We start from the raw sequence: 22791 nt of genomic DNA on the forward strand, positions 1-22791 counted from the left end.
TAAGTCGATATATTTCAATAATCGCTGATATAATGCGAGTTACGGTCGATATAATTGAGAAATCGCCGATATAATTCAAGTTATGGTCGATATATTTGGAAAATCGCTGATATAATTTTATTTACAAAGGTTACTCTAACGGGTAACCTTTTCGTATTGTACAAATTGGATAGACTAGTTTACAATCGAGCGTATAGAAGGGGGAGTAAAATGAAGCGCATTTCAATTTTAATAGTGGATGATGAGGCAGAAATTGCTGATTTAATTGAGATACATTTAGAAAAAGAAGGGTACCACGTCGTGAAGGCAGCAGACGGGGAAGAGGCTGTTCATATTATTGAAACGCAGCCAATCGACTTAGTGGTTTTAGATATTATGATGCCGAAAATGGATGGGTATGAAGTGACGCGTCAAATTCGCGCGAAGCACCATATGCCAATCATTTTCTTAAGTGCGAAAACTTCGGACTTTGATAAGGTGACAGGTCTTGTATTAGGCGCAGATGATTATATGACGAAACCTTTTACACCGATTGAATTAGTTGCGCGTGTAAATGCACAATTACGTAGGTTTCTTACATTAAATCAGCCGAAAGTAGCGGAGAATAAATCTGCTTTAGAGATAGGCGGAGTTATTATTGATCCTGAGCGAAGAACAGTGAACGTCTATGGAGAGCAAATTGAGTTAACACCGAAAGAGTTTGATATTTTATATTTATTAGCGAGCCATCCGAAGAAAGTGTATAATGTGGAAAATATTTTTCAGCAAGTATGGGCAGATGATTATTATGAAGGCGGAAATACAGTTATGGTACATATTCGTACGTTGCGGAAAAAGCTTGGGGAAGATAAAAGAAAGGATAAATTAATAAAAACAGTGTGGGGAGTAGGTTATACTTTCAATGGCTAATATGATGAAAAGTTTTCGATTTAAAATGATTGCCTTATTTGCGTTAAGTATGGTGCTTGCAGCAACTGTAACTTATATAATTTATAAAGGATTACAGCTGTATTATAAAACGATGGTTCGCTACGAAGAGCCTTTAGCGCAATTTAGGTCAGTGGTAAGGGAAGTTGGAGACATTAACTTCTTTTTAATTTTCTTTATTCCGTTATCTATTATCTTTTTCTTCTTTTTGACAAAACCGTATTTAAAGTATTTTAGTGAGATTTCTAACGGGATTCATCATCTTGCGAACGGTAACTTTACGAATAAAGTTCAAGTTTCATCAAACGATGAGTTTGGAGATATCGCACGTGAAATAAATGTTGCGAGTGAAAAGTTAAAAGAAGCGGTGGAAAGAGGAGACTTTGCTGAAAGTAGTAAAGATCAGCTCGTTGTAAACTTAGCTCATGATTTAAGAACTCCATTAACATCCGTGTTAGGGTATTTAGATTTAATTCTTAAAGATGAGAATTTAACAAAAGAACAAATTAAACATTTCTCCACAATTGCATATACGAAATCGCAAAGGCTCGAAAGTTTAATTGATGAGTTATTTGAAATTACACGTATGAATTATGGCATGCTAAAGCTGGATAAAAAGCCGATTGATATAAGTGAACTACTTATACAGTTAGATGAGGAATTGTATCCTTTATTAGAGAAACATCATTTACAAGCTAGGTTGAATATTGATCCTCATTTGCCAATTAACGGTGATGGAAAATTGTTAGCTAGAGTATTTGAAAACTTGTTAACAAATGCCGTTCGATACGGATATGATGGGCAATTTGTTGATCTGAATGGGTATATCGATAATGGAGAAGTTGTCGTACAAGTTATGAATTATGGAGACAGCATTCCAGAAGAAGATTTACCGTATCTTTTTGATATGTTTTATACAGGTGATAAATCGAGAACTGAGAACCGTGGCGGGACAGGCCTTGGACTGTTTATTGCGAAAAATATTGTTGAGCAGCATAACGGTACAATTTCTGCTGAAAGTAATGTAGTTAGAACAATGTTTGAAGTGCGATTGCCAAAAGACGAGAACTTAACAATTTAATAAAAATTTAAACTTTACCCCACTTTTTATTTTAATAGTTTTTTCTATTCTATACGTAAGTTACGTTAAGGAGGAACTAGAAATGAAAAAGTGGGTATTTATTTCTTTTTTTATAGCATGCACAGTATGTGTAGGCTTTTATATATCACCGTTATTTCAAAAGGAAATCGATGTTAAAATTGTCGGAAAAGATGAGCTAGTAAAGGCGGCAAATACCGAGAGGAAAGAGATTACGAAGGAACAAATTTATAAGGGTGATTTATTATTAGTTAATAGGGATTATCCAGTAAAAAAAGATAGTATTAGGTCTGATATTATAAATGTAAATCATAATAGTGAATTAGTAAGAGGCTACGTAATATTTGATAGAAATCTTCGTTTATCAAAGTATGTTGTAAAAAAGTTTTTGAACGTTGTCGATGCGGCTGGAAAAGATGGCGTACAGCATTTCTTAATGAGCAGTGGGTATCGAGATTTTAAAGAACAAAGTAAATTATATAAAGAAATGGGATCTGATTACGCGCTTCCAGCAGGATATAGTGAACATAATTTAGGATTATCACTAGACGTTGGATCAACGCAAAAGAAAATGGAGAAAGCGCCTGAAGGAAAATGGATTGAAGAGAACGTATGGAAGCATGGCTTTGTACTACGTTATCCGAAAAATAAAAGTAACATTACTGGAATTCAATATGAGCCATGGCATATCCGTTATGTCGGCCTACCTCATAGCGCGATTATGCAAAAAAAGAATTTCACACTAGAGGAATATTTAGATTTCTTAAAAGAGGAAAAAGAGATTTCAACTGAAGTAGAAGGTAAGAAATATACTGTTTCTTATTATAAAGTTTCTGAGAATATGAAAGTGAACGTTCCAGCAAGCAAGCAGTATGAAATTTCGGGGAATAATATGGATGGGGTTATTGTGACGGTTCAGGAATAGAGAAAAAGGCTGTGCCATTTGGGACAGCCTTTTTTTATATAAGAAAGGAATTGACGTTTCTTGTCGGTAAATCGATATTCCTTGTCGAATCGTTGATATATTGTAAGTTATGATAGATATAATTGAAAAATCGTTGATATATTGTAAGTTATGATAGATATATTCAAAAAATCGTTGATATAATTTCCTATACTACTACCATTTTGGAGGAGCATCTTTTTATTCACTTTCAAACATTATAACGTTATATTTACTTCTAACTTTTTTTGTGTTACGCTAAACGTGTGAAAGAGATATAAAAAATGAAACTTAAATGTAAGCGTATTCTTATGGCTTCTTATAGAAAAGGGTGGAAATACAATGACAGAACGATTCGTACTACGTAATGTGAAACGTGTGAACGGGGAAGAGATTGACATTGTAATTGAAAATAACAAAATCGTACAGGTGACGAAAGCTGGTGCTGGCGAGGGTGGAAAGGTTCTTGATTACTCTGGTACTTACGTATCGAGTGGTTGGATTGATTTGCACGTTCACGCTTTTCCAGAGTTTGATCCGTATGGCGATGAGGTGGATGAAATTGGCGTTAAGCAAGGGGTAACGACAATTGTTGATGCGGGTAGCTGCGGAGCTGATCGCATTGCAGATTTAGTAAAAAGTAGAGAGCAGGCAAAAACGAATTTATTTGCCTTTTTAAATATTTCTCGCATCGGTTTGAAACGAATCGATGAATTATCCAATATGGAATGGATCGATAAAGAGAAAGTAATAGAAGCAGTAGAAAAGTATAAAGATGTAATCGTTGGGTTAAAGGCGAGAATGAGTAAAAGTGTCGTTTGTGATAGTGGAATTGAACCGCTGCATGTTGCACGCTCTTTATCTCGTGAAACATCATTACCGATTATGGTACATATCGGTTCAGCGCCTCCTCGCATAGAGGAAGTTGTACCTCTTTTAGAAAAAGATGATGTGATTACACATTACTTAAACGGGAAAGAAAATAATTTATTTGATGAAGAAGGCAAACCGCTACCTGTATTACTAGATGCAGTGAAGCGCGGTGTTCATTTAGATGTTGGTCACGGCAATGCTAGTTTTTCTTTTAAAGTAGCAGAGGCTGCGAAGCGTCACGATATCATCTTTAATACGATTAGTACAGATATTTACCGGAAGAATCGTATACACGGTCCCGTGTATAGTATGGCTCACGTTCTTTCGAAATTCCTTTACTTAGGTTATCCGCTAGAAGAAGTAATTGACGCGGTTACGAAAAATGCAGCAGAGTGGCTGAAAAAACCAGAGCTTGGCCGTATTCAAGAAGGAGATATTGCAAACTTAACTTTATTTACAGTGAAAGATGAGAAGGTTACGTTAATTGATTCAGAAGGGGATCAGCGCATTGCTGAAAGAAGGATTGATACGAAAGGGGTTGTAATCAATGGGTCATTCATTGAATGCTAAGTACGGATTAAAAAGAGTAATTAATGCGAGCGGTAGAATGAGTATTTTAGGTGTATCCGCTCCTACAGATACAGTTATGGATGCGATGAAACATGGTGGACAAAATTATGTGGAAATTGCTGATTTAGTAGATAAAGCGGGAGACCATATTGCGAGAATTCTAGATTCAGAGGCAGCGGTCGTTGTGAACTCAGCATCGAGTGGCATTGCGCTTTCTATCGCTGGTATCGTGACGGAAGGAAATCGCCGTAAAAGTGAAAGACTTCATCAAGAAGTAATCGCGAAAAACGAAGTAATTATGTTAAAAGGTCATAACGTTCAATACGGTGCTCCAGTTGAAACGATGATTTATTTAGGCGGCGGTAAGCTTGTTGAAGTGGGTTACGCAAATGAAGGGAAAGCAGAGCATATTGAAGATGCAATTGGTGAAAATACAGCAGCGATTCTGTATGTGAAATCACATCATGCAGTGCAAAAAAATATGATTTCTGTTGAAGAAGCATGGGAAGTAGCGCAGCGAAATAACGTACCACTTATCGTTGATGCGGCAGCTGAAGAAGACATTCAAAAATATGTGAAGTATTCAGACCTTGCCATTTATAGTGGTTCAAAGGCAATTGAAGGACCTACTTCTGGTATTGTTGGCGGTAAACGAAAATATATCGAATGGCTGAAAGTGCAATTACATTGCATCGGAAGAAGTATGAAAGTTGGGAAAGAAACAACTTTCGGCTTACTTCAAGCGCTTGATGAGTACGGCGTAAAAGAAGATAAAAGTGAGCAAGAAAAAGAATTGCTACAAGTACTTATGCCGCTAAAAGAATTAAAAGGTGTAAATGTAACGATCGTTCAAGATGAAGCTGGAAGAGCAATCTTTAGAGCACGTATTCATATTAGCGAAAAAGAGTTAAATAAATCGGCAAAAGACGTTGTGACAGCATTACGCGAAGGGGAAATCGCAATCTATACACGTGATTACGGAGTAAGACAAGGATTCTTTGATATTGATCCACGTCCACTTCAAGGTGATGACATACATGTAATTGAAGAAAAATTGAGAGGAATTGTAGGGGGAAACTAAAATGACAAATATTCAAAAACGTTTTTATAAAGGCCGCGTAGCATTAAATGTATTAGCGAACAATACCCGAAATGCGAAAGATATTTTTGAAGCAGCAGAAGGGTATGTAGTAGTGGGGGTATTATCAAAAGACTACCCAACAGTAGAAGAAGCAGTTACAGCGATGAAAGCATACGGAAAAGAAATTGATGACGCTGTATCAATCGGACTAGGAGCAGGAGATAATCGCCAAGCGGCAGTTGTAGCTGAGATTGCGAAGCATTATCCTGGCAGCCATATTAACCAAGTGTTCCCTTCAGTTGGAGCGACACGTGCAAATCTTGGTGAAAAAGATAGCTGGATTAATAGTTTAGTATCCCCAACAGGAAAAGTGGGTTACGTAAATATTTCTACTGGTCCAATTAGCGCAGCTGGAGAAGAAAAAGCAATCGTTCCAATTAAAACAGCAATTGCACTTGTACGTGATATGGGCGGAAATTCATTGAAATACTTTCCAATGAAAGGTTTAGCTCATGAGGAAGAATATCGCGCAGTTGCGAAGGCTTGTGCAGAAGAAGGATTTGCATTAGAGCCAACAGGCGGAATTGATAAAGAAAACTTCGAAACAATTGTACGTATTGCGCTTGAAGCAAACGTAGAGCAAGTTATCCCGCACGTGTACTCTTCTATTATTGATAAAGAAACTGGTAACACGAAAGTAGAAGATGTTCGTGAATTATTAGCAGTCGTGAAGAAGCTAGTTGATCAATATGCGTAAGAAAATTGCAGCGTTTGGCGAAGTAATGATGCGCATGCAAGTACCTGGATATGAATTGTTGTCGCAAGCTAACACGTTAAATTACTCATTTTCAGGTACAGGTGTGAACGTTGCAGCGGCACTTTCTCACTTAGGGCATGAAGGGCTTCTTATTTCAACTTTACCGGAAAATTCGGTTGGAGAGGCAGCTGTATCTTACATTCAAAAGTTAGGGATTCAAACTTCTCTTGTTTCAAGAGGCGGTAAATATGTAGGTATGTATTTTTTAGAAAATGGATTCGGTGCACGTGCAAGCCGCGTTACGTATTCGAATCGACTAGAAAGTAGCTTCAATACGGCGTCTGAAGAGATGTACCAATTTGAAGAAATTGCTAAGGAAATTGATATCGTTCATTTTTGCGGTATTACACTTGCGATGAATGATACGGTGCGCCATCATATGAAGTCTTTAGCGAGAGCAGTTAAAGAAAACGGAGGAACCGTCGTTTTTGATTGTAATTATCGTCCATCACTTTGGGGAGAAGACGGATATGAACAGGCAAAACCGCATTATGAAGAAATGCTGGGACTTGCTGATATCGTTATGATGAACGAAAAAGATGCAATGTTCGTTCTTGGAATGAAAACAGAAGAGACAGAGCGAGAGGCGCAACTTGTTGATCTTATTCCAAAGGTTGCTGAAACATATCATATCGCTACAATCGCTGGTACACATCGCTCTATTAATAGTGATAATACACACTCGCTACGCGGGTTTATATGTAAAGATGGTGCGTTCACTTTTGCAAAAACACTTACGTTTTCTGTATATGATAGAATAGGTGCTGGAGATGCTTATACGAGCGGGATTATTCATGGCGAGATAGAAGAGTTTGCACCAGAGAAAGCTGTTTCATTTGCGTCAGCAGCTGGAATGCTTGCACATACAATCGTCGGTGATACGCCCATGTCATCAGAGAAGGATATACTTCGGACAATGACGGCATCAGTAGGTGATGTAGAAAGGTAGTGGGTGTAACGGTGAACGTAACGAGGAAAAAAGGACCATTATATTTACAAATAAAAAATATTATTCGTGATCGAATATTGCATGGTGTATATGCGATTCATACGAATATTCCTTCTGAACCGCAGTTAGAAGAAGAGTTCAAAGTGAGCAAAATTACAGTGCGTAATGCAATTAAAGAACTCGCTCAAGAAGGATATTTAGAAAAGAAAAGCGGTAAAGGAACGAAAGTTATCCGTAATACTTCTGCGACAAAGTTGTCAAAAGGTAAGAAATTTACAGAAGTGTTAGTGGAAGAAGGATATAAAGTACAAAAGAAATTGCTAAAAGCAGAAATCGTTCATAATGAAGAAGGAACGGTGCCATTTCGATTATTCGGCAAGGAGAGTTTTCGTATTGAACGTTTATATACGTTAAATGATGCACCTTACATTCATTATACGCACTATTTCTCAGCAGGAATGGCAAGTACAGATTTATCGGACTTTGACTTGCAATCGCTTTATGATTTAGTTGAAGACCGAGGCATTCACTTAGAAAACTTCAGAGATGAATTCGCTGTTGGACTCGCGCCTAGTTTCGTTGCAGAAGCGCTAGGTGAAAAAGAGGGGACAGCGCTATTAAAACGTATGCGTTATTCTTACGATGAAGTTGGCGAAGTAATTGAATATAGCGAAGGCTACTACAATACAGAGATGCAGCATTATGTAGTGAATTATGACGTATAAAAAAGAGGGGATGTTCCCTCTTTTTTTATAAAGTAAAACTTTAATTAGTGGAGGAGGGCATCATCCACTAATTATTAGCTCACACCAATCGGGATAAAAGTAAGGGGAATGAGAGATGGATATATACTTATTAATCGTCACGTTACTTGCGATCACAATTGTTATTTTAGGGGTATCATGGTGGAAATGGCATGCATTTATTAGTTTAACAGTTGCGAGTTTATTTTTAGCTATTATGTCTGGACTGAACTTAACGAAAATAGTGGCTGCCTATGAAACTGGTGTTGGTAGTGTACTAGGGCATTTAGTTGGTATTTTAGCACTTGGAACAATTTTAGGGAAAATGATGTCCGATTCAGGGGCAGGCATGCAAGTTGCAGATTTCTTTATTCGATTTTTCGGCGTAAAAAAATTACCTTGGGCTATGTTATTTGCAGGGTTTGTTATAGGGATTCCCGTATTTTTTGAAGTGGGGATTGTCATTTTATTACCACTCGTTATTTCAATTCGAAAAACGACGAAGCAAAATATATTATTAATTGCGTTACCTGTCATTGCAGGATTATCTATTGTTCACGGGCTCGTACCACCACATCCAGGGGCGATGACAGCAATCGGTATTTATAACGCGAACTTAGGAAAGGTACTTTTATATTCATTAATTATCGCGTTACCAACAGCCATTATCGCAGGCCCAATATTTGCAAAGTGGGTACATAAGAGGGTTATACCTGAAAATGAACCGGAGCTTGTTCGAGTTACGACAGTATCAACTGATTTGCCAAGTCGTAAAGTTTCATTCTTTATTATTTTATTACCAGTTGTATTGATGATTTTATCAGTAGTTGCACCATATATTTCATTACCGAAAAAAATGACTGAATTTTTTGTGTTTATAGGGAGTCCAGTAATCGCCTTACTTATTTCATGTTTCGCAGCATTTTATTTACTTGGTATCAAACAAGGTATTAATAAAAAGATGATTAAAAAATTAACAGATGAAAGTTTATTGCCTGTCGGTTCTATTATTTTAATAATTGGTGCAGGCGGTGGATTTAAACAAATATTAATTGAAAGCGGCGTTGGAACAGCTATTGCACAAATGGCAGAACATATTTCGTTATCACCAATTGTATTAGCTTTCATGGTAGCTGGTTTAATTCGAATTGCAACAGGTTCAGCTACAGTAGCATTAACGACAGCAGCAGGGATTGTTTCACCAGTTATTCAGCACATGTCTGGTGTGAATTTAGAGTTGCTAGTTATTGCAACCGGTGCAGGATCATTAATGTTTTCTCACGTAAATGATGCAGGGTTCTGGCTTGTAAAAGAGTATTTAGGTTTGACGGTGAAGGAAACATTTAAAACGTGGACAGTACTCGAGACATTGTTATCATTTATTGCATTTGGTTTTGCTCTTTTGTTGAATATGTTTCTTTAGGGAGAAAAGCCCATTTTAATTAATAAAACCCACAGGAGAAATTCAATTTCTCTGTGGGTTTTGCTATTTTTTAATCGTAGTTACTTACAAATATACAGGGCAAGGTGCTTTTTATATCTTTTTTCTATTGTCCTATTATTTAATAGAACGGACATACTGATTTTCTCCATCGTCTTTGACAAAGACTCCTAGCTCATTCAAATCTTTGCGTAAATGCTTCTTTTTTTTCGAGTTTCCTTCTCGAAGGGCATTTCGTCTTTCATACAAAATAGTATTTATGCTTTTATTAAATCGCGCATCCTCTAATTTCCATAAGCTATACTCATGTTTATAAGGATCTTGTTCCACCCAGGGGAAGTCGTGAATTAAGAAAGTATCTTTAATTTTGCTTGAGGTAATGTCAGATGTTTCACGTAACCATTCTCGGTCTTCTTGATCAATGATAACCACTTGACGCTTATCTACAAAAACGGCTTTTACATTTGATCTGGTGATTTGTTTCTTTTGATCGTCCTTATTCACGTGAATGCTTTCCGAAGTAATGTTCATTTTTAAAGCTTCACTATAAATAATTAAAGAAAATAAAATTCCTGCAATAACACCAATTAGCATGAGGATAATAGGAAGCCAGAAGGGATTAATAAAATTTAAAAGTTCTATAATTTTTGAATCAGAAAAGAGAGGAATCTTTTTTATAATCTCTATTAATTTAGGTGAAAAATATCCAATAACGCCTAAAAGGATTGGACTTACTATAGCAAGTAACTTTTCTAAAAAACCTAATCCAATGACAGATGCCTTTTTCATGTGTAGTTCATCCTTTCTTATATATATTTTTTAACCAGGGCATGTTTTAAATAGTGAGTTTTTTCACCATTTTTATGAGCTCATCTGAGTAATTTTCTATGGATATAGATGAATTTGCCTTCAACATTCTTTCTTCGATTGCTCCTAAAATAAATGAAGCTAATGTGTCGGTTTGAAAAGAGTTAGAAAACACGCCATTTTGTTGTCCAGTCTTCAAAATATCTAATAACATCGTTCTAAGAGCATCCTCTTCGTCGTCTTCGATTCTGTAATAAGGAATGTTCTCTTCATTTCTTGCATTAAAGACAATCTCAATTAAGGCAATATTATTTTTGTAATGAGTTTCTTGATAAGCCAAGTGTGCTTCAATAAAAGCCTCTAGTTTATTTATTTCAGATTGAGCTAATAGTACTCGATTACTAATAAATTCATGTTGTTTGGCAACTAAAAATTGTAATGTACGGTTCATAAGGTAAAGCTTATCATTAAAATGATAAGAAATAAGTCCGGTACTAATCTTAGCCTTTTTTGCCACCTTCGTTAAGCTCAAGTTGTTATATCCAACCTCTTCTAATGTATCAATACATGCAAGAATAATTTGTTCACGCCTAGCCTCTGCAATAAAAGAATCAGTCATGCTATTCAACTCCTGATTTATATAATTTGAATGTATAATCAAAAAATTGATTGATCGTTCAATTAAATATTAGTAAGAAATTATTAGTATGTCAAATGTTTTATACCTACATCTTGATAAGGCTCATTTTCTGAAACAAGCCCGTTTTTAGGTAAGCCAAGCTTCCTATTCGCCCTGAAAACATAATATAAATGGAATCCCCTCATTTAGAGCAAGGTGAACTTGTTATGAATGATACTAAAGGAGGAATAGGGTAATGAGCGAAAAGTGTGAACACAGACATGATGATTGTAACCGCAGACATGGTTGCGGAGGCGGTTTTGCGCTTCTAATCGTATTGTTTATTTTATTAATTATCATCGGTGCTAGCTGCTTCGGCGGAGGCGGCGGTTGTGGTTATGGCGGTTACGGCGGCTACGGATATGGTGGCTACGGCGGATATTGCTGCTAATTATTAAAAACTATTGAAAATGGCCTTGTGCAATATGCACAAGGCCATTTTATTCATATTTTTATATGCTGTGATAATTTATTAATGTACAGAGAACGGATTAAGAAGAAGAAAATAATCTCGATAATCCCGAAAAAGGTGAGTACGATACATGTCTCTTTTAGTAATGAGAAAGAAAACATGCTTTGTAAAAACTTAACCGCAAATAATGTGTGAACACCAGCAACGATGTAAGGAACGAAAAATAAAATTCCTAATTGAATGGTAGCAGAGCGAAACATTTCTGATTCAGTTAAGCCAAGCTTTGTAATCGTAATATACTTTTGTCTTTCAGTTGTTAAGTCATTATACATACGGAAGTATAGAACACTAGCCGCACCGATAAAGAAAATAAAGCCGAGAAATGCCCAAATAAAAAATTGAGCAACTGCATTTCCTTTACCGTAAATAAGTTCATCCGTAGCCGTATGTATGAAGAAAGGAACTTGAGCGTTCTCTTCAGTATGCTTTTCGTAGAACTCACGTGCATCACCACTAATAACACGTAACATATTTTTTGTTGGAACGATTGCATTTTCCCAGTTTTCTACGAAATAGTTATAGATTACAGTTGTTTCAATATGAGGAATCATATTATCAAATACATAATCTTGTACGACAGCTAAATGAGGGAATGCAAATGATGGTTCGATTCCCTTATTAATAAACCCTTTAATATGAAATTCTTTTTTATTAGATCCAAGTGTAATCGTATTTTGCTTTGCAAATGGATTAGATACGAGATCGAGAAGTTCTGGTGAGTGGCGAGAAATAATATACACTTCTGTAGAATCAATTGTTATTTCCGGTCTTTTCAATTGTTTAGCAATTGCGTTATAATCACTCATCTTCATAAGCATAATATCTTCTTTGGAAGCTGTATCTTTTAATACTGTAAACTTATATTTTTTGTAAAGAAAATTATTAGTTGTAAGCTCCGTTTCAATTGTAGAAATATGCTTTTGTTCAAGGGAATTGTCACCTTCTGATGTATACGTGAAGGGAACGGGATATCGCTCTAATACTGATGCCTTCGTATTGTTATTAGCGGCGAATAATCCAATAATAATCGTAAATGCAAGTGCAGATAGCATAGAAACAATAAAGAGTACATTAATATTACTGCGTGTACGAGAAACTAAATCTGAAATCCATAACATATTTATTTGTTTCAAATAAAACTTTCTGCGCTTCTTTAAAATATAGATGAAAAGAAGGAATGTTTGTGAAAAGAATAAATATGTCCCGACTATTACGAGCGGTAAAATAGATAACATAATAAAAAAGACAGATCCATTTTGCACATTTTTTTCCGTTACGTAGCCTCGCGGATAACCAGCGATATAATAGCATAGCCCTAAACAAATTAAAGCGAATAAAGAGATGAGTATAGATGGTCTTTTTTCAGCTGGCATTTTCTTGTTCCCTTTAATGAGGTGGGCTGTCTTTCGAGTACGAATAAACATTGGTGTAAATGTAGAAACGATTAAAAATAAAATGATAAACGTTACGGTTGTAACGATAATCGCTTCTGTTGGCCAATATAAATAGAGACCTTTCGCACTTGTTAATTTCGAAGTGACTAATAAGAAAAAGTTAGAAAATACAAGTCCACCTTGAATGCCGATAAAGATAGATAATATCCCAATTATCATGTTTTCGGTAAATAACAATCTTTTTAATTGTCTCTGTGAGATACCAAGAATAGTGAGTATCCCGAATTGCTGCTTCCGAACATTTAAAAATGTTCCAATTGAATATAAGAGAAAGAAGAACGAGAACATAACGATCACAAGTTGTGCTGTACTAGCTAAGTTCATTAGAGGATCACGTTCTTGAAAGCTTTGTACACTCTGTAAGCGCGGATGATACGCGTATACAGTAAATGAAAAGAAAACCATGATAGAAAAAGCACTACTTACAAAGTAGGCGAAATATGCTTTCGAATTACGTGAGACATTTTTAAATGCGAATTGCCAAAATGTCATCCACGTCTTCCTCCTAATAACGCTAGAACATCTAATATTTCTTGATAAAATTTCTCGCGATATAATCCGCGGTGTAGTTCATTGTAAAGCTCTCCATCTTTAATGAAAATAACACGGTTACAATAACTTGCTGCAAACGGATCGTGCGTAACCATTAAAATCGTTGCATCTTCTTCTTTATTTAATTTCGTAAATAACTCCATTACGTCAATTGCCGCTTTTGAATCTAAGTTTCCTGTCGGTTCATCGGCTAGTAAGAGAGAAGGGTGATGAATAACAGCACGTGCTACTGCGGTACGCTGTGCTTGTCCCCCAGAAACTTCAAAAATACGCTTGTCCAAAATATGATCAATTCCAAGCTTTTTTGAAATGTTATCAAGCTTTTCATCCATTTCTTTTAATGGAACATTATCTAATGTTAAAGGTAGTACGATATTTTCACCGATTGTTAGTGTATCTAGTAGGTTAAAGTTTTGGAAAACAAATCCTAACTCTTGTCTTCGGAAAATAGCTAACTTCTCTCTACGAAATGTGTGCGGTTTTTTTCCGTTAATTACGACATCACCAGAAGTCGGAGAATCGATTGTAGAGATAACGTTTAAAAATGTAGATTTTCCGCTACCAGATGGTCCCATAATGGCAACGAATTCCCCTTTATCCACGTGTAAATTTATATTTTTTAAAGCAGTATGAGGGACTTTCCCCTCATATACTTTTGAGACGTTTTTTATGTGTAATACTTCTTCCATAGTAATCACCTTTCTACTTTTTAAAACTTAATGTGTTGTGATAATTTTTGCATATAAAAGGAACGAATTAAAAGGAAAAATAAAATTTCAACTGTTCCAAAAATCAACAGTACGACTGTAATTTCAGCGAAGAACGAGAGATGTAATATTTCTTGTAGCATCTTTGTCGCAAACATCGTATGGATTGATGCCATAATGTAAGGTACGAAGAAAAGAATCGCAAGCTGAATTGTCGCTGAACGTTTCATTTCAGTCTCAGTTAAGCCGATTTTCGTAATCGTTATATATTTTTCTTGTTCATTTGTTAAATCTGTATACATCCGGAAGTAAAGAACACTGCCAGCACCGATAAAGAAAATAACTCCTAGGAAAGTACCAATTAAGAAGAACGAAGCGACATTTAGTTTTGTCTTATATAGAGAATCGCTCGCTTCACTTGCATGGAAAGGTGGATGCTCTGCTTGAATTGCTGCATTATCGTTATGGATTTTTGTTATAAACGATGAACCGATATTATGTGCTTTTTCCCAATCTGTAACTTTGAAGTTATATACACTCATTTGTTTGGAAACGGTGGATAAGGCTTCTACATTTTCATCAGATAGTATGAGTAATTGGTATATTAAGCTGTTTGGGAATGGGCTATAACTTTTATATTCTTTCACTTGTAGTTGTAAATTGTTTTGAGTAAGTGTAAGAGTATTTTTCTGTTCTTTATTATGGAGCGTTCCAATAACTTGATCATCTAAGTCTTTCATAAGAATATAAGATTCATTCTTATTGACCGTGAGCGTTTCCCAATTTAAAGCCTTAGCAAGTACATTATAGTCACTTTGTTTAATGGCATAATAGAGCTGCGTGTTATCTTCAGCTGAAGATACTTCATATATATCTGTTTTAAATTTTGTATAAGTAAAGTGCTCTTCATTAAATTTCTGCTCTAACCAGTTTAAATGTTCATCAGCTAACGTATTTTCAGTATGCGATAAATAAGTAAACGGGAAAGGATTTTGTCTAATCGCATCAAACTTTGTAAATTTCCCGAAGCCATATAAGAATGTAATCATTGTAAAAGCGAGCGTCGATAGCATCGCTACAATAAAGAGCATGTTAATGTTTGTCCGAATACGTGATGCTAGATCTGAAATCCAAAGCATATTAATTCGTTTCATATAAAACTTTCTTCGTGTTTTTAAAATACGAATAAGTAAAAAACTAATTTGTGAAAAGAAAAAGTATGTTCCAGCTGCAATAAGCGATGGGATGACAAATATACTAGAGACGGCATATAAAAGCCCAATTATGTCACCTAGCGACATAAAATACAGCGGATTTGCGGCTAACGCATATCCACATATTAAACAGATCGCACCAAATAGAGAGATGAGCACGGATGCTTTTCTTTCTTTTTGTTGTTTTCCTTCTTTTAAAAGACGTACGGCTTTTCTCGTGCGAATGAGCATCGGTGTAAAAGATGATACGAGAATGAAGAGGCCGAGAAAGATGATGATAGTTAAAACGATAGCACTTGTAGGCGGATATAAATATAAACCAGGTATGTGTGTAATTTTGGCGGTAACTAACAAAAAGAACTGTGAAAAGACAAGTCCAAGTTGAATGCCAAAAAATATAGAAAGAGCACCAATTAACATATTTTCTATAAATATGAGTCGCTTTAATTGTTTTTGAGATATGCCAAGCACTGTTAAAATCCCGAACTGTTTTTTTCGTACTTTTAAAAACGTCCCGATTGAATACAGTAAAAAGAAAAATGAAAAGAACACAATGACAACTTCTGAAATTGTCATTAATATGTTCAGAGAAAAATTCACGTCTGTCATATGCAATTTAGGATGAAATAAATAAACTGCAAATGAGAAAAAGATTGCGATGGAGAACGCACTGCTTACAAAATAGGCGAAATAAGCTCTGGCGTTTCTTGTGACGTTTTTAAATGCAAACTGCCAAAATGTCATTCACCTAAACCTCCTAATAGGGTGAAGATGAAAAGAGTATGAGAGATACTCTTTTCATCAAGTTTGTTTTAAATATTTTGTCCACTCGTGTAATGTGATAATTTTTGCATATAAAGTGAACGAATGAATAAGAAAAATACGATTTCAACGAATCCAAAAATAATAAGAACGGCTGAAACTTCTTTGAACAGAGATAAACCAATTACATCTTGTAGCATTTTTGTTGCGAACATTGTATGAATGGATGCCATAATGTACGGAATGAAAAATAAAATACTAAGTTGAATGGTTGCAGATCGTTTCATCTCTGTATCTGTTACACCGATTTTAGAAATCGTTATATATTTCTCTTGTTCGTTCGTCAAATCCGTATACATTCTAAAGTAAAGAACGCTACCAGCTCCAATGAAGAAAATAACTCCTAAAAATGTCCCGATTAGGAAGTACGCGGCACTACCTGATGTTATTTTGTATAACGATCCTGCTGATTCAAAGGAACGAATAAGAGGCCCTTCATACTGGTATTTATTTCGATCTTTTTGTACCTTTTCTATAAAATTATCAGCAATTTCATATGTCTGTTCCCAATTTTGAATTTTGTAATTGTATGCTGATATATGTTTTACGGTGTTAGGTAAGTTATTTACGATAACATCAGGCAACACTATCGTTTGATATGAAAAGTCAGATGGGATTGCGTTTACATGCTCATAGCCTTTAACTCTTAATTTCGTATTTGTACTAGAGAGTGTAATGTAATCTCTATTGTAGCTTTGCTCAAATTCGTTGAATATGGTGATATAAGATGTCCCTGTTAACACATATGCTTCGTTATCATCCATAAATAGTTGTTTCATTCGTAAAGAATTCGCAAGTTTGTTATAGTCACTTTGCTTAATTGCGTATACGTCATTATAAATAGCTATATCTTTATCTTCTTTTAGTGGTGTTTCATATATATCAGCTTTTATTTTTTGATAAGGGAAATGCTCTTTTTGTAATTGTTGCTCAAGCCAATTTAAATGCTCTGTAACAAAAGGGTTCGCATCATAAGAGAAATAAGAAATTGGGAAAGGGGAAGTTCTATTCACCTCTAGCTTAATAAATTTCCCGAATCCATATAGGAACGTGATCATTGTGAAAGCAATTGTAGAGAGCATCGCTACAATAAAAAGCATATTAATATTCGTCCGAATACGGTTTGCTAAATCTGAAATCCAAAGCATATTAATCCGTTTCATATAAAATCTTCTTCTTTTCTTTAAAATATAAATCAGTAAGAAACTAATTTGAGAAAAGAAAAAATATGTTCCTATTGTAACAAGCATTGGGATAACGAAAATACTCGAAACCATATATATAACACCGATTTGCGGGCTTACTGATACGAAATATTTAGGATTTCCAGCTAACGCATAACCACCAAATAAACAAATCGCACCAAATAATGAAACAAGTATGGATGGTTTTCTTTCTTTTTGTTTTCCACCATTTGTTTTTAAAAGGTGTACCGCTTTTTTTGTACGAATAAGCATTGGTGTGAATGCAGATACAATGATAAAAAGACTAAGGAAAACAATGGTTGTTAAAATAAACGCGTTAGTAGGACCGTATAAATATATTCCTGGAACATGCGTAAGTTTGGCTGTTACTAATAAAAAAAATTGAGAAAAAACAACTCCAAACTGCATGCCGAAAAAGATAGATAAAATCCCGATTAACATATTCTCCATAAAAACAAGACGATGTAATTGTTTTCTTGATATTCCTAAAATGGTCAAAACACCAAATTGTTTTTTTCTAACTTTTAAAAAAGTACCAATGGAATATAGTAAAAAGAAGAAAGAGAAAAATACAATTACTACTTCTGAAAATATCATTAATCCTGAAATTTCAGAGGTCATGTCAAAGTTTTGTAATTTCGGATGGAATAAGTAAACAGCAAACGAAAAGAACACAGCAATGGAAAAGGAACTACTTACAAAGTAAGCAAAATAAGCTCTCGAGTTGCGCGTGACGTTTTTAAATGCAAATTGCCAAAATGTCATAGATTATACCTCCGGCTAGAAGATATAGAAGTAGTTGTATTGCAAAAAATGTATGAGAGTGTGTTCTCATACATTTTGCTTGCATATGTTACGATCATGCTTCGGTCACCTTCTCCGTATGTTCTGCTTGATTATTTGCAGCGTTGTGGAAGATGATTTTAATCGTCGTTCCTTTACCAACTTCAGAATCTAGTTTGACAGAGTGACCTAAATAATCACAAATTTTACTTACAATATAAAGTCCCATACCAGTAGATTCTCCGAATGCGCGACCGTTTTTCCCAGTGTAAAATGGTTCAAATACTCTTCGAATATCTTCTTGCGGAATACCAACACCTTCATCGCGAACTTCTAAAATAATATCTTTTCCGTTTCGGTAAGCAGATAAGAATACTTTCTTTCCGCGTTCCCCAGAGTAACGAACAGCATTTGTCATTAACTGATAGATGATAAATTTTAGCCATTTTGCATCAGAAGCAACTTTTAAATCAGAATGGACTTCTAAAACAGGGAAGACACCATTACGAATGAATAGTTCTTTTAATCCGTTAATATTTTTTGTTACCGTATCTTTTAATGAAATCGTCTCGACATGGAAATCTTCATGGAAGTTATTTAACCTAGCCATGTATAAAGCCATATCAAGCCCTTGGTTTAGACGCTCTAATTCTTTTTTAAACTTTGGAATTAAATGCTCGTCTTCCATTTCTAGCACCATAAGCTGCATAACAGAAACAGGTGTCTTCATTTGATGTACCCAGTGGTTAATGAATAATTGATGTTCTTGTTGTTTTACTTCATACGATTGTAGTTCTTTTTGGAAGAGGCGGTACTGCGTACGCACGAGTTCATTGACACCGTGAGGCATCGGAGCGGTTGCTCTTTCAATAAACGCATCTTCCATTTTTTCTGGTTGCTCGCTTAATCTATGGTACATTCTACGATTGCGAACGTAACGGTAAGCGAGGAAACAAATAAATAAATATAAACTTAAAACGACGAAGTAAAATTTATTGTTTTGAAATCCATCTACTGCATCATAAAGAACGAAAATGATACCAAAGTTTAAAACGTACAGTAGGAAAAATGCAAAATGATCACGTAAAAATAGCTTCATGCTTATTCACTCCAAGTTGCGTTAAAGCGATATCCAAGTCCACGTACTGTTTCAATAGAGTTCTCAATACCAAGCTCATTAAACTTTTTACGAAGACGCGTAATGTTTACGTTTAATGTATTTTCTTCAACGAAGCTTTCGTCATCCCAAAGCGCAGCTAATAAATCTTCACGGCTTGCTGTACGAGGGAATTTAGATAATAACATTTCAGCTAAAATAGCTTCTTTTTTCGTTAAAAGAACTTGTTCAGATCCGAAGTGAATTTCAGGACGTTCTGGGAATAGTTTTAAACCTTCTACTTCAACGATACGTTCAGAAATATTTGGTGCATAATCACCGTAAATACGGCGTAATTGTCCTTTAATTTTTGCCATTACAACGTCGTAGTGGAATGGTTTTGTAATGTAATCATCCGCACCGCTTTCAATTGCCATAATTTGTTCCATCTCACCAGCACGCGCTGAAATGAAAATAATTGGACAAGTAGATTCATGACGAATTTGACGGCACCAGTAGAAACCATCGAATTTCGGTAAGTTTACATCAAGTAAAACAAGATGGGGTTTCACTGCGTTAAACGATTCCATAATATCATCGAAATTCTCTGCAACAACAGCTTCATAACCGTACTTCTGAATGTGAGATTGCAGTAATGATGAAATATTTGGATCGTCTTCAACGATTAAAATTTTATACATATGTATATTCCTCCTCAGAAAAACAATTGTAGCTATAGTGTATCATGTGTTTCAAGTCTTTTCATTATGTTGAAAGATAAGCTAGTAAACAGTATAGGTTAAAAGTGAGAAAAGTAAAAAGGGCCTCGTATATAATTGACAATCAACTGAAATCATTTTAACATTTAGATAAGTATCTAAATGTCTAATTATCGAAAGGAAGAAAGACATTGAATCAAGCATTCAAAGCATTAGCAGATCCAACAAGGCGAAAAATTTTAGACTTATTAAAAGAAGGTGATCTAACCGCTGGTGAGATCGCTGAACATTTCAATATGACAAAACCAAGTATTTCACACCACTTAAACGCACTTAAAAATGCTGAACTTATTCAAGATGAAAAGAAAGGGCAATTCGTTGTGTACTCTTTAAACACAACGGTCTTTCAAGATTTGTTGACTTGGGTGTTTACATTTACGAATAAGGGGGAAGAGGGGAAATGAGAAAGCATATATTTCCGTTACTATTAATAGCTTTAACGATTATTGCATGGTGCATCGCGTGGCCGCATTTACCGGGAGAGGTTCCGAGTCATTGGAATGTGTCTGGTGAGGTAGATGGGCGTATGTCAAAAATGGGCATGATGATTTTGGATGTTGCAGTTATGGTTTTTATATATGCTTTATTGACTTTATTGCCTAAGATAGATCCTAAGCATGAGAATTATGAGAAATTTTCTAAAGGGTATAATGTAATAAATTATAGCGTATTATTCCTATTATTTTTAGTAAGTATCATTGGAATTGGAGCTGGATTAGGTTATGACATTCCAATGAATAGTACACCATATATTCTTGTTGGTCTTTTATTTATAATCATCGGTAACTATTTACCACAATGTAAACCAAATTACTTTGTAGGTATAAAAACACCGTGGACATTAAGTAACGAGGAAGTATGGAGAAAGACACACCGTTTTAGTGGGAAGGTGTTTGTTGTATTAGGAGTTATTATGATTTTAAGTATTTTTGCTCCGGCAGCGTGGAAAGGTTTCCTAATCATTGGCATTATTACCGGTGCAGTAGGATTAACAATGGGATATTCATATATTGCTTATAAAAAAGAAATAGGGGCTTAATAAAAAATTATGGGGGAGAGAGGATGAAAAGACACGTATTACCATGGAGTTTAATTATTGGCATTGTAATTGGATGGTATATTGTATGGCCACATTTACCAGAACAAATTCCACGTCATTATAATGCGGCAGGAGTAGTAGATGGATATTTTTCTAAAGTAGAAGCAAGTTCTGTTTCAATAGGTAGCATGATGTTGCTGTATTTGATATGGCTAGCTCTTGGGTATATTGACGTAACGAAAGATAAGTATAAACAGCATGCTAAAGTCCTTTCCGCAATCCGTTATGCTATTCTTTTGATAGGATTCGGCTGTAACTTATTTGCGCTATTAGCAGCGTCTAATTATATTGCATCGGGCTCAATTGCATTTAATTTTGGACTTGGAACATTGTTTCTTGTACTAGGTAATTACATGCAACAAACGAAGCCAAACGGGTTAGTAGGCATTCGAATGGACTGGACATTAGAAAATCCTGTAGTTTGGAGGAAAACACATAGATTTGCTTCGAGGGTATTTGTAATAGGTTCACTTTGTATATATGCCGGGGCTTTGCTTCCAGATCCATTTAATATTTTTATAGGGATTGGAATCATATTAATATGCATTATCGTATCAACAATAAAGTCATATAGTATTTATAAAGAAGAGTTGAAAATGTAAATAAAGCTGCTTTTCCTTTTAGGGAAGAGCAGCTTTATTTTTAGGTTATTCGAATTACTATATTTAATAAGTTATATTCAAATTTTTAATTAACCAAGGCTTTATCAATGACAGAACTGTTATAGGTTGCATAGCTTTAGTGTGATCCATATCATTTCCTCTTAAGATTTCTATATCCCATCCAAGATGTTCTAACTTTTGTTTGTTTTTTTGAAGTATACCAATAATATCAACTACTACATTGCCAAAATTTTCACCGTAAACAATAGTGTCTTTTTCCCCAGAAAACGCTAATCTCGGAATGATTAGTTTATGTTGGATGTCTTGATCATCAAACTCCATCAAATTCTCGTACATTGTAACAAACTGTTTAGTTTGACTCATGTCGATCTTTATCTGTATGTTATCCCAATCAATTTTTTCAGGATTAATATGTGCTTGATCAATAACAGGAGAATTGTGATTATTCACAGCTTGCTCATATGTTTTATTTGTTACTACCATCATTTCTTTATATGGACCATCTATTGGTGGAAACCCGCCCATGATTATACTGTCTAATCTATCCGTTCGAATGGCTAATTGTAACCCAGCTAAAGCTAACCAAGAGTAACCATAATAACTAAACTTATTAATATTCATTTCGTCAGCAATTGTTAATAGGTCTTTTACTATATTTTCAGGTGTGAGATTCTCTGGATTTGGATGTTGCAAACGATGGCCTTCGTAGTCAAAATATAAAATCTGAAACTTATCTATGAGTCCATCAATAAAATGTTTTCCAAATTCAGGATCTACTCCCCACAACTTCAAAGTTTCAGCATCTTGCCCATATACAGATTCTTTAGCAACTGGGAGCATGATTGTTCTAAATTTTGGATTTCCAACCAAACCAACCTTTAATACTGATTCGTCCGTAAGTTTTATGATTTTCTCCATTTCTATCACTCCTAAATTGTTTATACTAAAATCATATAACATTCATGCAATCTTCCGGATTTATGACTTTTTTCTCGTATATATAAGGATTTTATTTGAAATATGTTAATGTAGCACTTTAAGGTTTTACTTTAAAAA

General features: G+C 35.1%; 22 protein-coding genes. 13 read left to right on the forward strand and 9 right to left on the reverse strand.

The window, feature by feature from the left end; all coding sequences use genetic code 11:
* Positions 1 to 210: 210 nt before the first annotated feature.
* The 9 genes from ACQGSG_RS06910 to gntP all read left to right on the forward strand — a co-directional run bounded on the left by ACQGSG_RS06910 (position 211) and on the right by gntP (position 9425).
* Positions 211 to 909, forward strand: a complete 699-nt coding sequence (locus tag ACQGSG_RS06910; RefSeq protein ID WP_000822516.1) for a response regulator transcription factor — start codon at positions 211 to 213, stop codon at positions 907 to 909.
* Complete coding sequence (locus ACQGSG_RS06915; RefSeq protein ID WP_000002610.1) at positions 902 to 2008, forward strand: HAMP domain-containing sensor histidine kinase; 1107 nt, start codon at positions 902 to 904, stop codon at positions 2006 to 2008. Before ACQGSG_RS06910 ends, ACQGSG_RS06915 begins: the two co-directional genes overlap by 8 nt.
* Positions 2009 to 2090: 82 nt before the next feature.
* The gene (locus ACQGSG_RS06920) at positions 2091 to 2951 is read left to right on the forward strand and encodes a M15 family metallopeptidase (protein ID WP_098604793.1); all 861 of its coding nucleotides are present in this window, start codon (positions 2091 to 2093) and stop codon (positions 2949 to 2951) included.
* Between the two features lie 360 nt (positions 2952 to 3311).
* Positions 3312 to 4412, forward strand: a complete 1101-nt coding sequence (locus ACQGSG_RS06925; RefSeq protein WP_050964616.1) for an amidohydrolase/deacetylase family metallohydrolase — start codon at positions 3312 to 3314, stop codon at positions 4410 to 4412.
* Positions 4390 to 5493 (forward strand): DgaE family pyridoxal phosphate-dependent ammonia lyase, encoded by a 1104-nt coding sequence (locus ACQGSG_RS06930; RefSeq protein ID WP_098877346.1) that lies wholly within the window; start codon positions 4390 to 4392, stop codon positions 5491 to 5493. Before ACQGSG_RS06925 ends, ACQGSG_RS06930 begins: the two co-directional genes overlap by 23 nt.
* A 1-nt stretch (position 5494) precedes the next feature.
* The gene (gene dagF, locus ACQGSG_RS06935; RefSeq protein ID WP_000181937.1) at positions 5495 to 6250 is read left to right on the forward strand and encodes a 2-dehydro-3-deoxy-phosphogluconate aldolase; all 756 of its coding nucleotides are present in this window, start codon (positions 5495 to 5497) and stop codon (positions 6248 to 6250) included.
* The gene (locus ACQGSG_RS06940) at positions 6243 to 7259 is read left to right on the forward strand and encodes a sugar kinase (protein WP_098877345.1); all 1017 of its coding nucleotides are present in this window, start codon (positions 6243 to 6245) and stop codon (positions 7257 to 7259) included. Before dagF ends, ACQGSG_RS06940 begins: the two co-directional genes overlap by 8 nt.
* Complete coding sequence (locus ACQGSG_RS06945) at positions 7259 to 7984, forward strand: GntR family transcriptional regulator (RefSeq protein WP_000539261.1); 726 nt, start codon at positions 7259 to 7261, stop codon at positions 7982 to 7984. Before ACQGSG_RS06940 ends, ACQGSG_RS06945 begins: the two co-directional genes overlap by 1 nt.
* A 115-nt stretch (positions 7985 to 8099) precedes the next feature.
* Positions 8100 to 9425 (forward strand): gluconate permease GntP, encoded by a 1326-nt coding sequence (gene gntP, locus ACQGSG_RS06950; protein ID WP_065229482.1) that lies wholly within the window; start codon positions 8100 to 8102, stop codon positions 9423 to 9425.
* Positions 9426 to 9560: 135 nt separating this feature from the next.
* On the opposite strand, the gene ACQGSG_RS06955 is transcribed toward gntP, so the two are convergent.
* Complete coding sequence (locus tag ACQGSG_RS06955) at positions 9561 to 10232, reverse strand: YqeB family protein (RefSeq protein ID WP_325842439.1); 672 nt, start codon at positions 10230 to 10232, stop codon at positions 9561 to 9563.
* A gap of 46 nt (positions 10233 to 10278) precedes the next feature.
* On the reverse strand, positions 10279 to 10869 hold the full coding sequence (locus tag ACQGSG_RS06960) for a TetR/AcrR family transcriptional regulator (protein WP_000132246.1): 591 nt from the start codon (positions 10867 to 10869) through the stop codon (positions 10279 to 10281).
* A gap of 256 nt (positions 10870 to 11125) precedes the next feature.
* Between ACQGSG_RS06960 and ACQGSG_RS06965 the strand changes: the two genes are divergently transcribed.
* Positions 11126 to 11320 carry a YjcZ family sporulation protein gene (locus ACQGSG_RS06965; protein WP_001290395.1) on the forward strand — a complete coding sequence of 65 codons (195 nt, stop codon included), beginning with the start codon at positions 11126 to 11128 and terminating at the stop codon, positions 11318 to 11320.
* 53 nt (positions 11321 to 11373) lie between these two features.
* On the opposite strand, the gene ACQGSG_RS06970 is transcribed toward ACQGSG_RS06965, so the two are convergent.
* The 6 genes from ACQGSG_RS06970 to ACQGSG_RS06995 all read right to left on the reverse strand — a co-directional run bounded on the left by ACQGSG_RS06970 (position 11374) and on the right by ACQGSG_RS06995 (position 19935).
* Positions 11374 to 13347, reverse strand: a complete 1974-nt coding sequence (locus ACQGSG_RS06970; protein ID WP_000144954.1) for an FtsX-like permease family protein — start codon at positions 13345 to 13347, stop codon at positions 11374 to 11376.
* Entirely contained in the window at positions 13344 to 14096 is a 753-nt protein-coding gene (locus ACQGSG_RS06975; protein ID WP_000393250.1) for an ABC transporter ATP-binding protein, read from the reverse strand. The genes ACQGSG_RS06970 and ACQGSG_RS06975 overlap by 4 nt, the downstream gene beginning before the upstream one ends.
* Before the next feature lie 20 nt (positions 14097 to 14116).
* Positions 14117 to 16072: an FtsX-like permease family protein gene (locus ACQGSG_RS06980; protein ID WP_426947132.1), complete on the reverse strand. Its 1956-nt coding sequence runs from the start codon at positions 16070 to 16072 to the stop codon at positions 14117 to 14119.
* Positions 16073 to 16140: 68 nt separating this feature from the next.
* Positions 16141 to 18120, reverse strand: coding sequence for an FtsX-like permease family protein (locus ACQGSG_RS06985; RefSeq protein WP_000145054.1), 1980 nt, complete (start codon positions 18118 to 18120; stop codon positions 16141 to 16143).
* Positions 18121 to 18214: 94 nt separating this feature from the next.
* Positions 18215 to 19237 carry a sensor histidine kinase gene (locus ACQGSG_RS06990; RefSeq protein WP_000765341.1) on the reverse strand — a complete coding sequence of 341 codons (1023 nt, stop codon included), beginning with the start codon at positions 19235 to 19237 and terminating at the stop codon, positions 18215 to 18217.
* Positions 19238 to 19239: 2 nt separating this feature from the next.
* Positions 19240 to 19935 carry a response regulator transcription factor gene (locus tag ACQGSG_RS06995; protein WP_000276738.1) on the reverse strand — a complete coding sequence of 232 codons (696 nt, stop codon included), beginning with the start codon at positions 19933 to 19935 and terminating at the stop codon, positions 19240 to 19242.
* Between the two features lie 209 nt (positions 19936 to 20144).
* On the opposite strand from ACQGSG_RS06995, the gene ACQGSG_RS07000 reads away from it, so the two are divergent.
* The 3 genes from ACQGSG_RS07000 to ACQGSG_RS07010 are packed head-to-tail and all read left to right on the forward strand — an operon-like array spanning position 20145 to position 21714.
* Positions 20145 to 20417 (forward strand): autorepressor SdpR family transcription factor, encoded by a 273-nt coding sequence (locus ACQGSG_RS07000; RefSeq protein WP_001070526.1) that lies wholly within the window; start codon positions 20145 to 20147, stop codon positions 20415 to 20417.
* The gene (locus tag ACQGSG_RS07005) at positions 20414 to 21052 is read left to right on the forward strand and encodes an SdpI family protein (protein WP_053514582.1); all 639 of its coding nucleotides are present in this window, start codon (positions 20414 to 20416) and stop codon (positions 21050 to 21052) included. The genes ACQGSG_RS07000 and ACQGSG_RS07005 overlap by 4 nt, the downstream gene beginning before the upstream one ends.
* 23 nt (positions 21053 to 21075) lie before the next feature.
* Positions 21076 to 21714 carry an SdpI family protein gene (locus ACQGSG_RS07010; protein WP_000820678.1) on the forward strand — a complete coding sequence of 213 codons (639 nt, stop codon included), beginning with the start codon at positions 21076 to 21078 and terminating at the stop codon, positions 21712 to 21714.
* Between the two features lie 63 nt (positions 21715 to 21777).
* Here the strand turns inward: ACQGSG_RS07010 and ACQGSG_RS07015 are convergent, their stop codons facing one another.
* Positions 21778 to 22653, reverse strand: coding sequence for an alpha/beta fold hydrolase (locus tag ACQGSG_RS07015; RefSeq protein WP_000411236.1), 876 nt, complete (start codon positions 22651 to 22653; stop codon positions 21778 to 21780).
* Positions 22654 to 22791: the final 138 nt, after the last annotated feature.

The organism is Bacillus sp. GMa5/1 (genome assembly GCF_050172015.1).
Lineage (GTDB): Bacteria > Bacillota > Bacilli > Bacillales > Bacillaceae_G > Bacillus_A > Bacillus_A cereus.

Bases quoted from the DNA above. Each gene is read 5' to 3' on its own strand.
- ACQGSG_RS06910 (WP_000822516.1), top strand. From the start codon at position 211: ATGAAGCGCATTTCAATTTTAATAGTGGATGATGAGGCAGAAATTGCT.
- ACQGSG_RS06915 (WP_000002610.1), top strand. From the start codon at position 902: ATGGCTAATATGATGAAAAGTTTTCGATTTAAAATGATTGCCTTATTT.
- ACQGSG_RS06920 (WP_098604793.1), top strand. From the start codon at position 2,091: ATGAAAAAGTGGGTATTTATTTCTTTTTTTATAGCATGCACAGTATGT.
- ACQGSG_RS06925 (WP_050964616.1), top strand. From the start codon at position 3,312: ATGACAGAACGATTCGTACTACGTAATGTGAAACGTGTGAACGGGGAA.
- ACQGSG_RS06930 (WP_098877346.1), top strand. From the start codon at position 4,390: ATGGGTCATTCATTGAATGCTAAGTACGGATTAAAAAGAGTAATTAAT.
- dagF (WP_000181937.1), top strand. From the start codon at position 5,495: ATGACAAATATTCAAAAACGTTTTTATAAAGGCCGCGTAGCATTAAAT.
- ACQGSG_RS06940 (WP_098877345.1), top strand. From the start codon at position 6,243: ATGCGTAAGAAAATTGCAGCGTTTGGCGAAGTAATGATGCGCATGCAA.
- gntP (WP_065229482.1), top strand. From the start codon at position 8,100: ATGGATATATACTTATTAATCGTCACGTTACTTGCGATCACAATTGTT.
- ACQGSG_RS06955 (WP_325842439.1), bottom strand. From the start codon at position 10,232: ATGAAAAAGGCATCTGTCATTGGATTAGGTTTTTTAGAAAAGTTACTT.
- ACQGSG_RS06960 (WP_000132246.1), bottom strand. From the start codon at position 10,869: ATGACTGATTCTTTTATTGCAGAGGCTAGGCGTGAACAAATTATTCTT.
- ACQGSG_RS06965 (WP_001290395.1), top strand. From the start codon at position 11,126: ATGAGCGAAAAGTGTGAACACAGACATGATGATTGTAACCGCAGACAT.
- ACQGSG_RS06970 (WP_000144954.1), bottom strand. From the start codon at position 13,347: ATGACATTTTGGCAATTCGCATTTAAAAATGTCTCACGTAATTCGAAA.
- ACQGSG_RS06975 (WP_000393250.1), bottom strand. From the start codon at position 14,096: ATGGAAGAAGTATTACACATAAAAAACGTCTCAAAAGTATATGAGGGG.
- ACQGSG_RS06980 (WP_426947132.1), bottom strand. From the start codon at position 16,072: ATGACATTTTGGCAGTTTGCATTTAAAAACGTCACAAGAAACGCCAGA.
- ACQGSG_RS06985 (WP_000145054.1), bottom strand. From the start codon at position 18,120: ATGACATTTTGGCAATTTGCATTTAAAAACGTCACGCGCAACTCGAGA.
- ACQGSG_RS06990 (WP_000765341.1), bottom strand. From the start codon at position 19,237: ATGAAGCTATTTTTACGTGATCATTTTGCATTTTTCCTACTGTACGTT.
- ACQGSG_RS06995 (WP_000276738.1), bottom strand. From the start codon at position 19,935: ATGTATAAAATTTTAATCGTTGAAGACGATCCAAATATTTCATCATTA.
- ACQGSG_RS07005 (WP_053514582.1), top strand. From the start codon at position 20,414: ATGAGAAAGCATATATTTCCGTTACTATTAATAGCTTTAACGATTATT.
- ACQGSG_RS07010 (WP_000820678.1), top strand. From the start codon at position 21,076: ATGAAAAGACACGTATTACCATGGAGTTTAATTATTGGCATTGTAATT.
- ACQGSG_RS07015 (WP_000411236.1), bottom strand. From the start codon at position 22,653: ATGGAGAAAATCATAAAACTTACGGACGAATCAGTATTAAAGGTTGGT.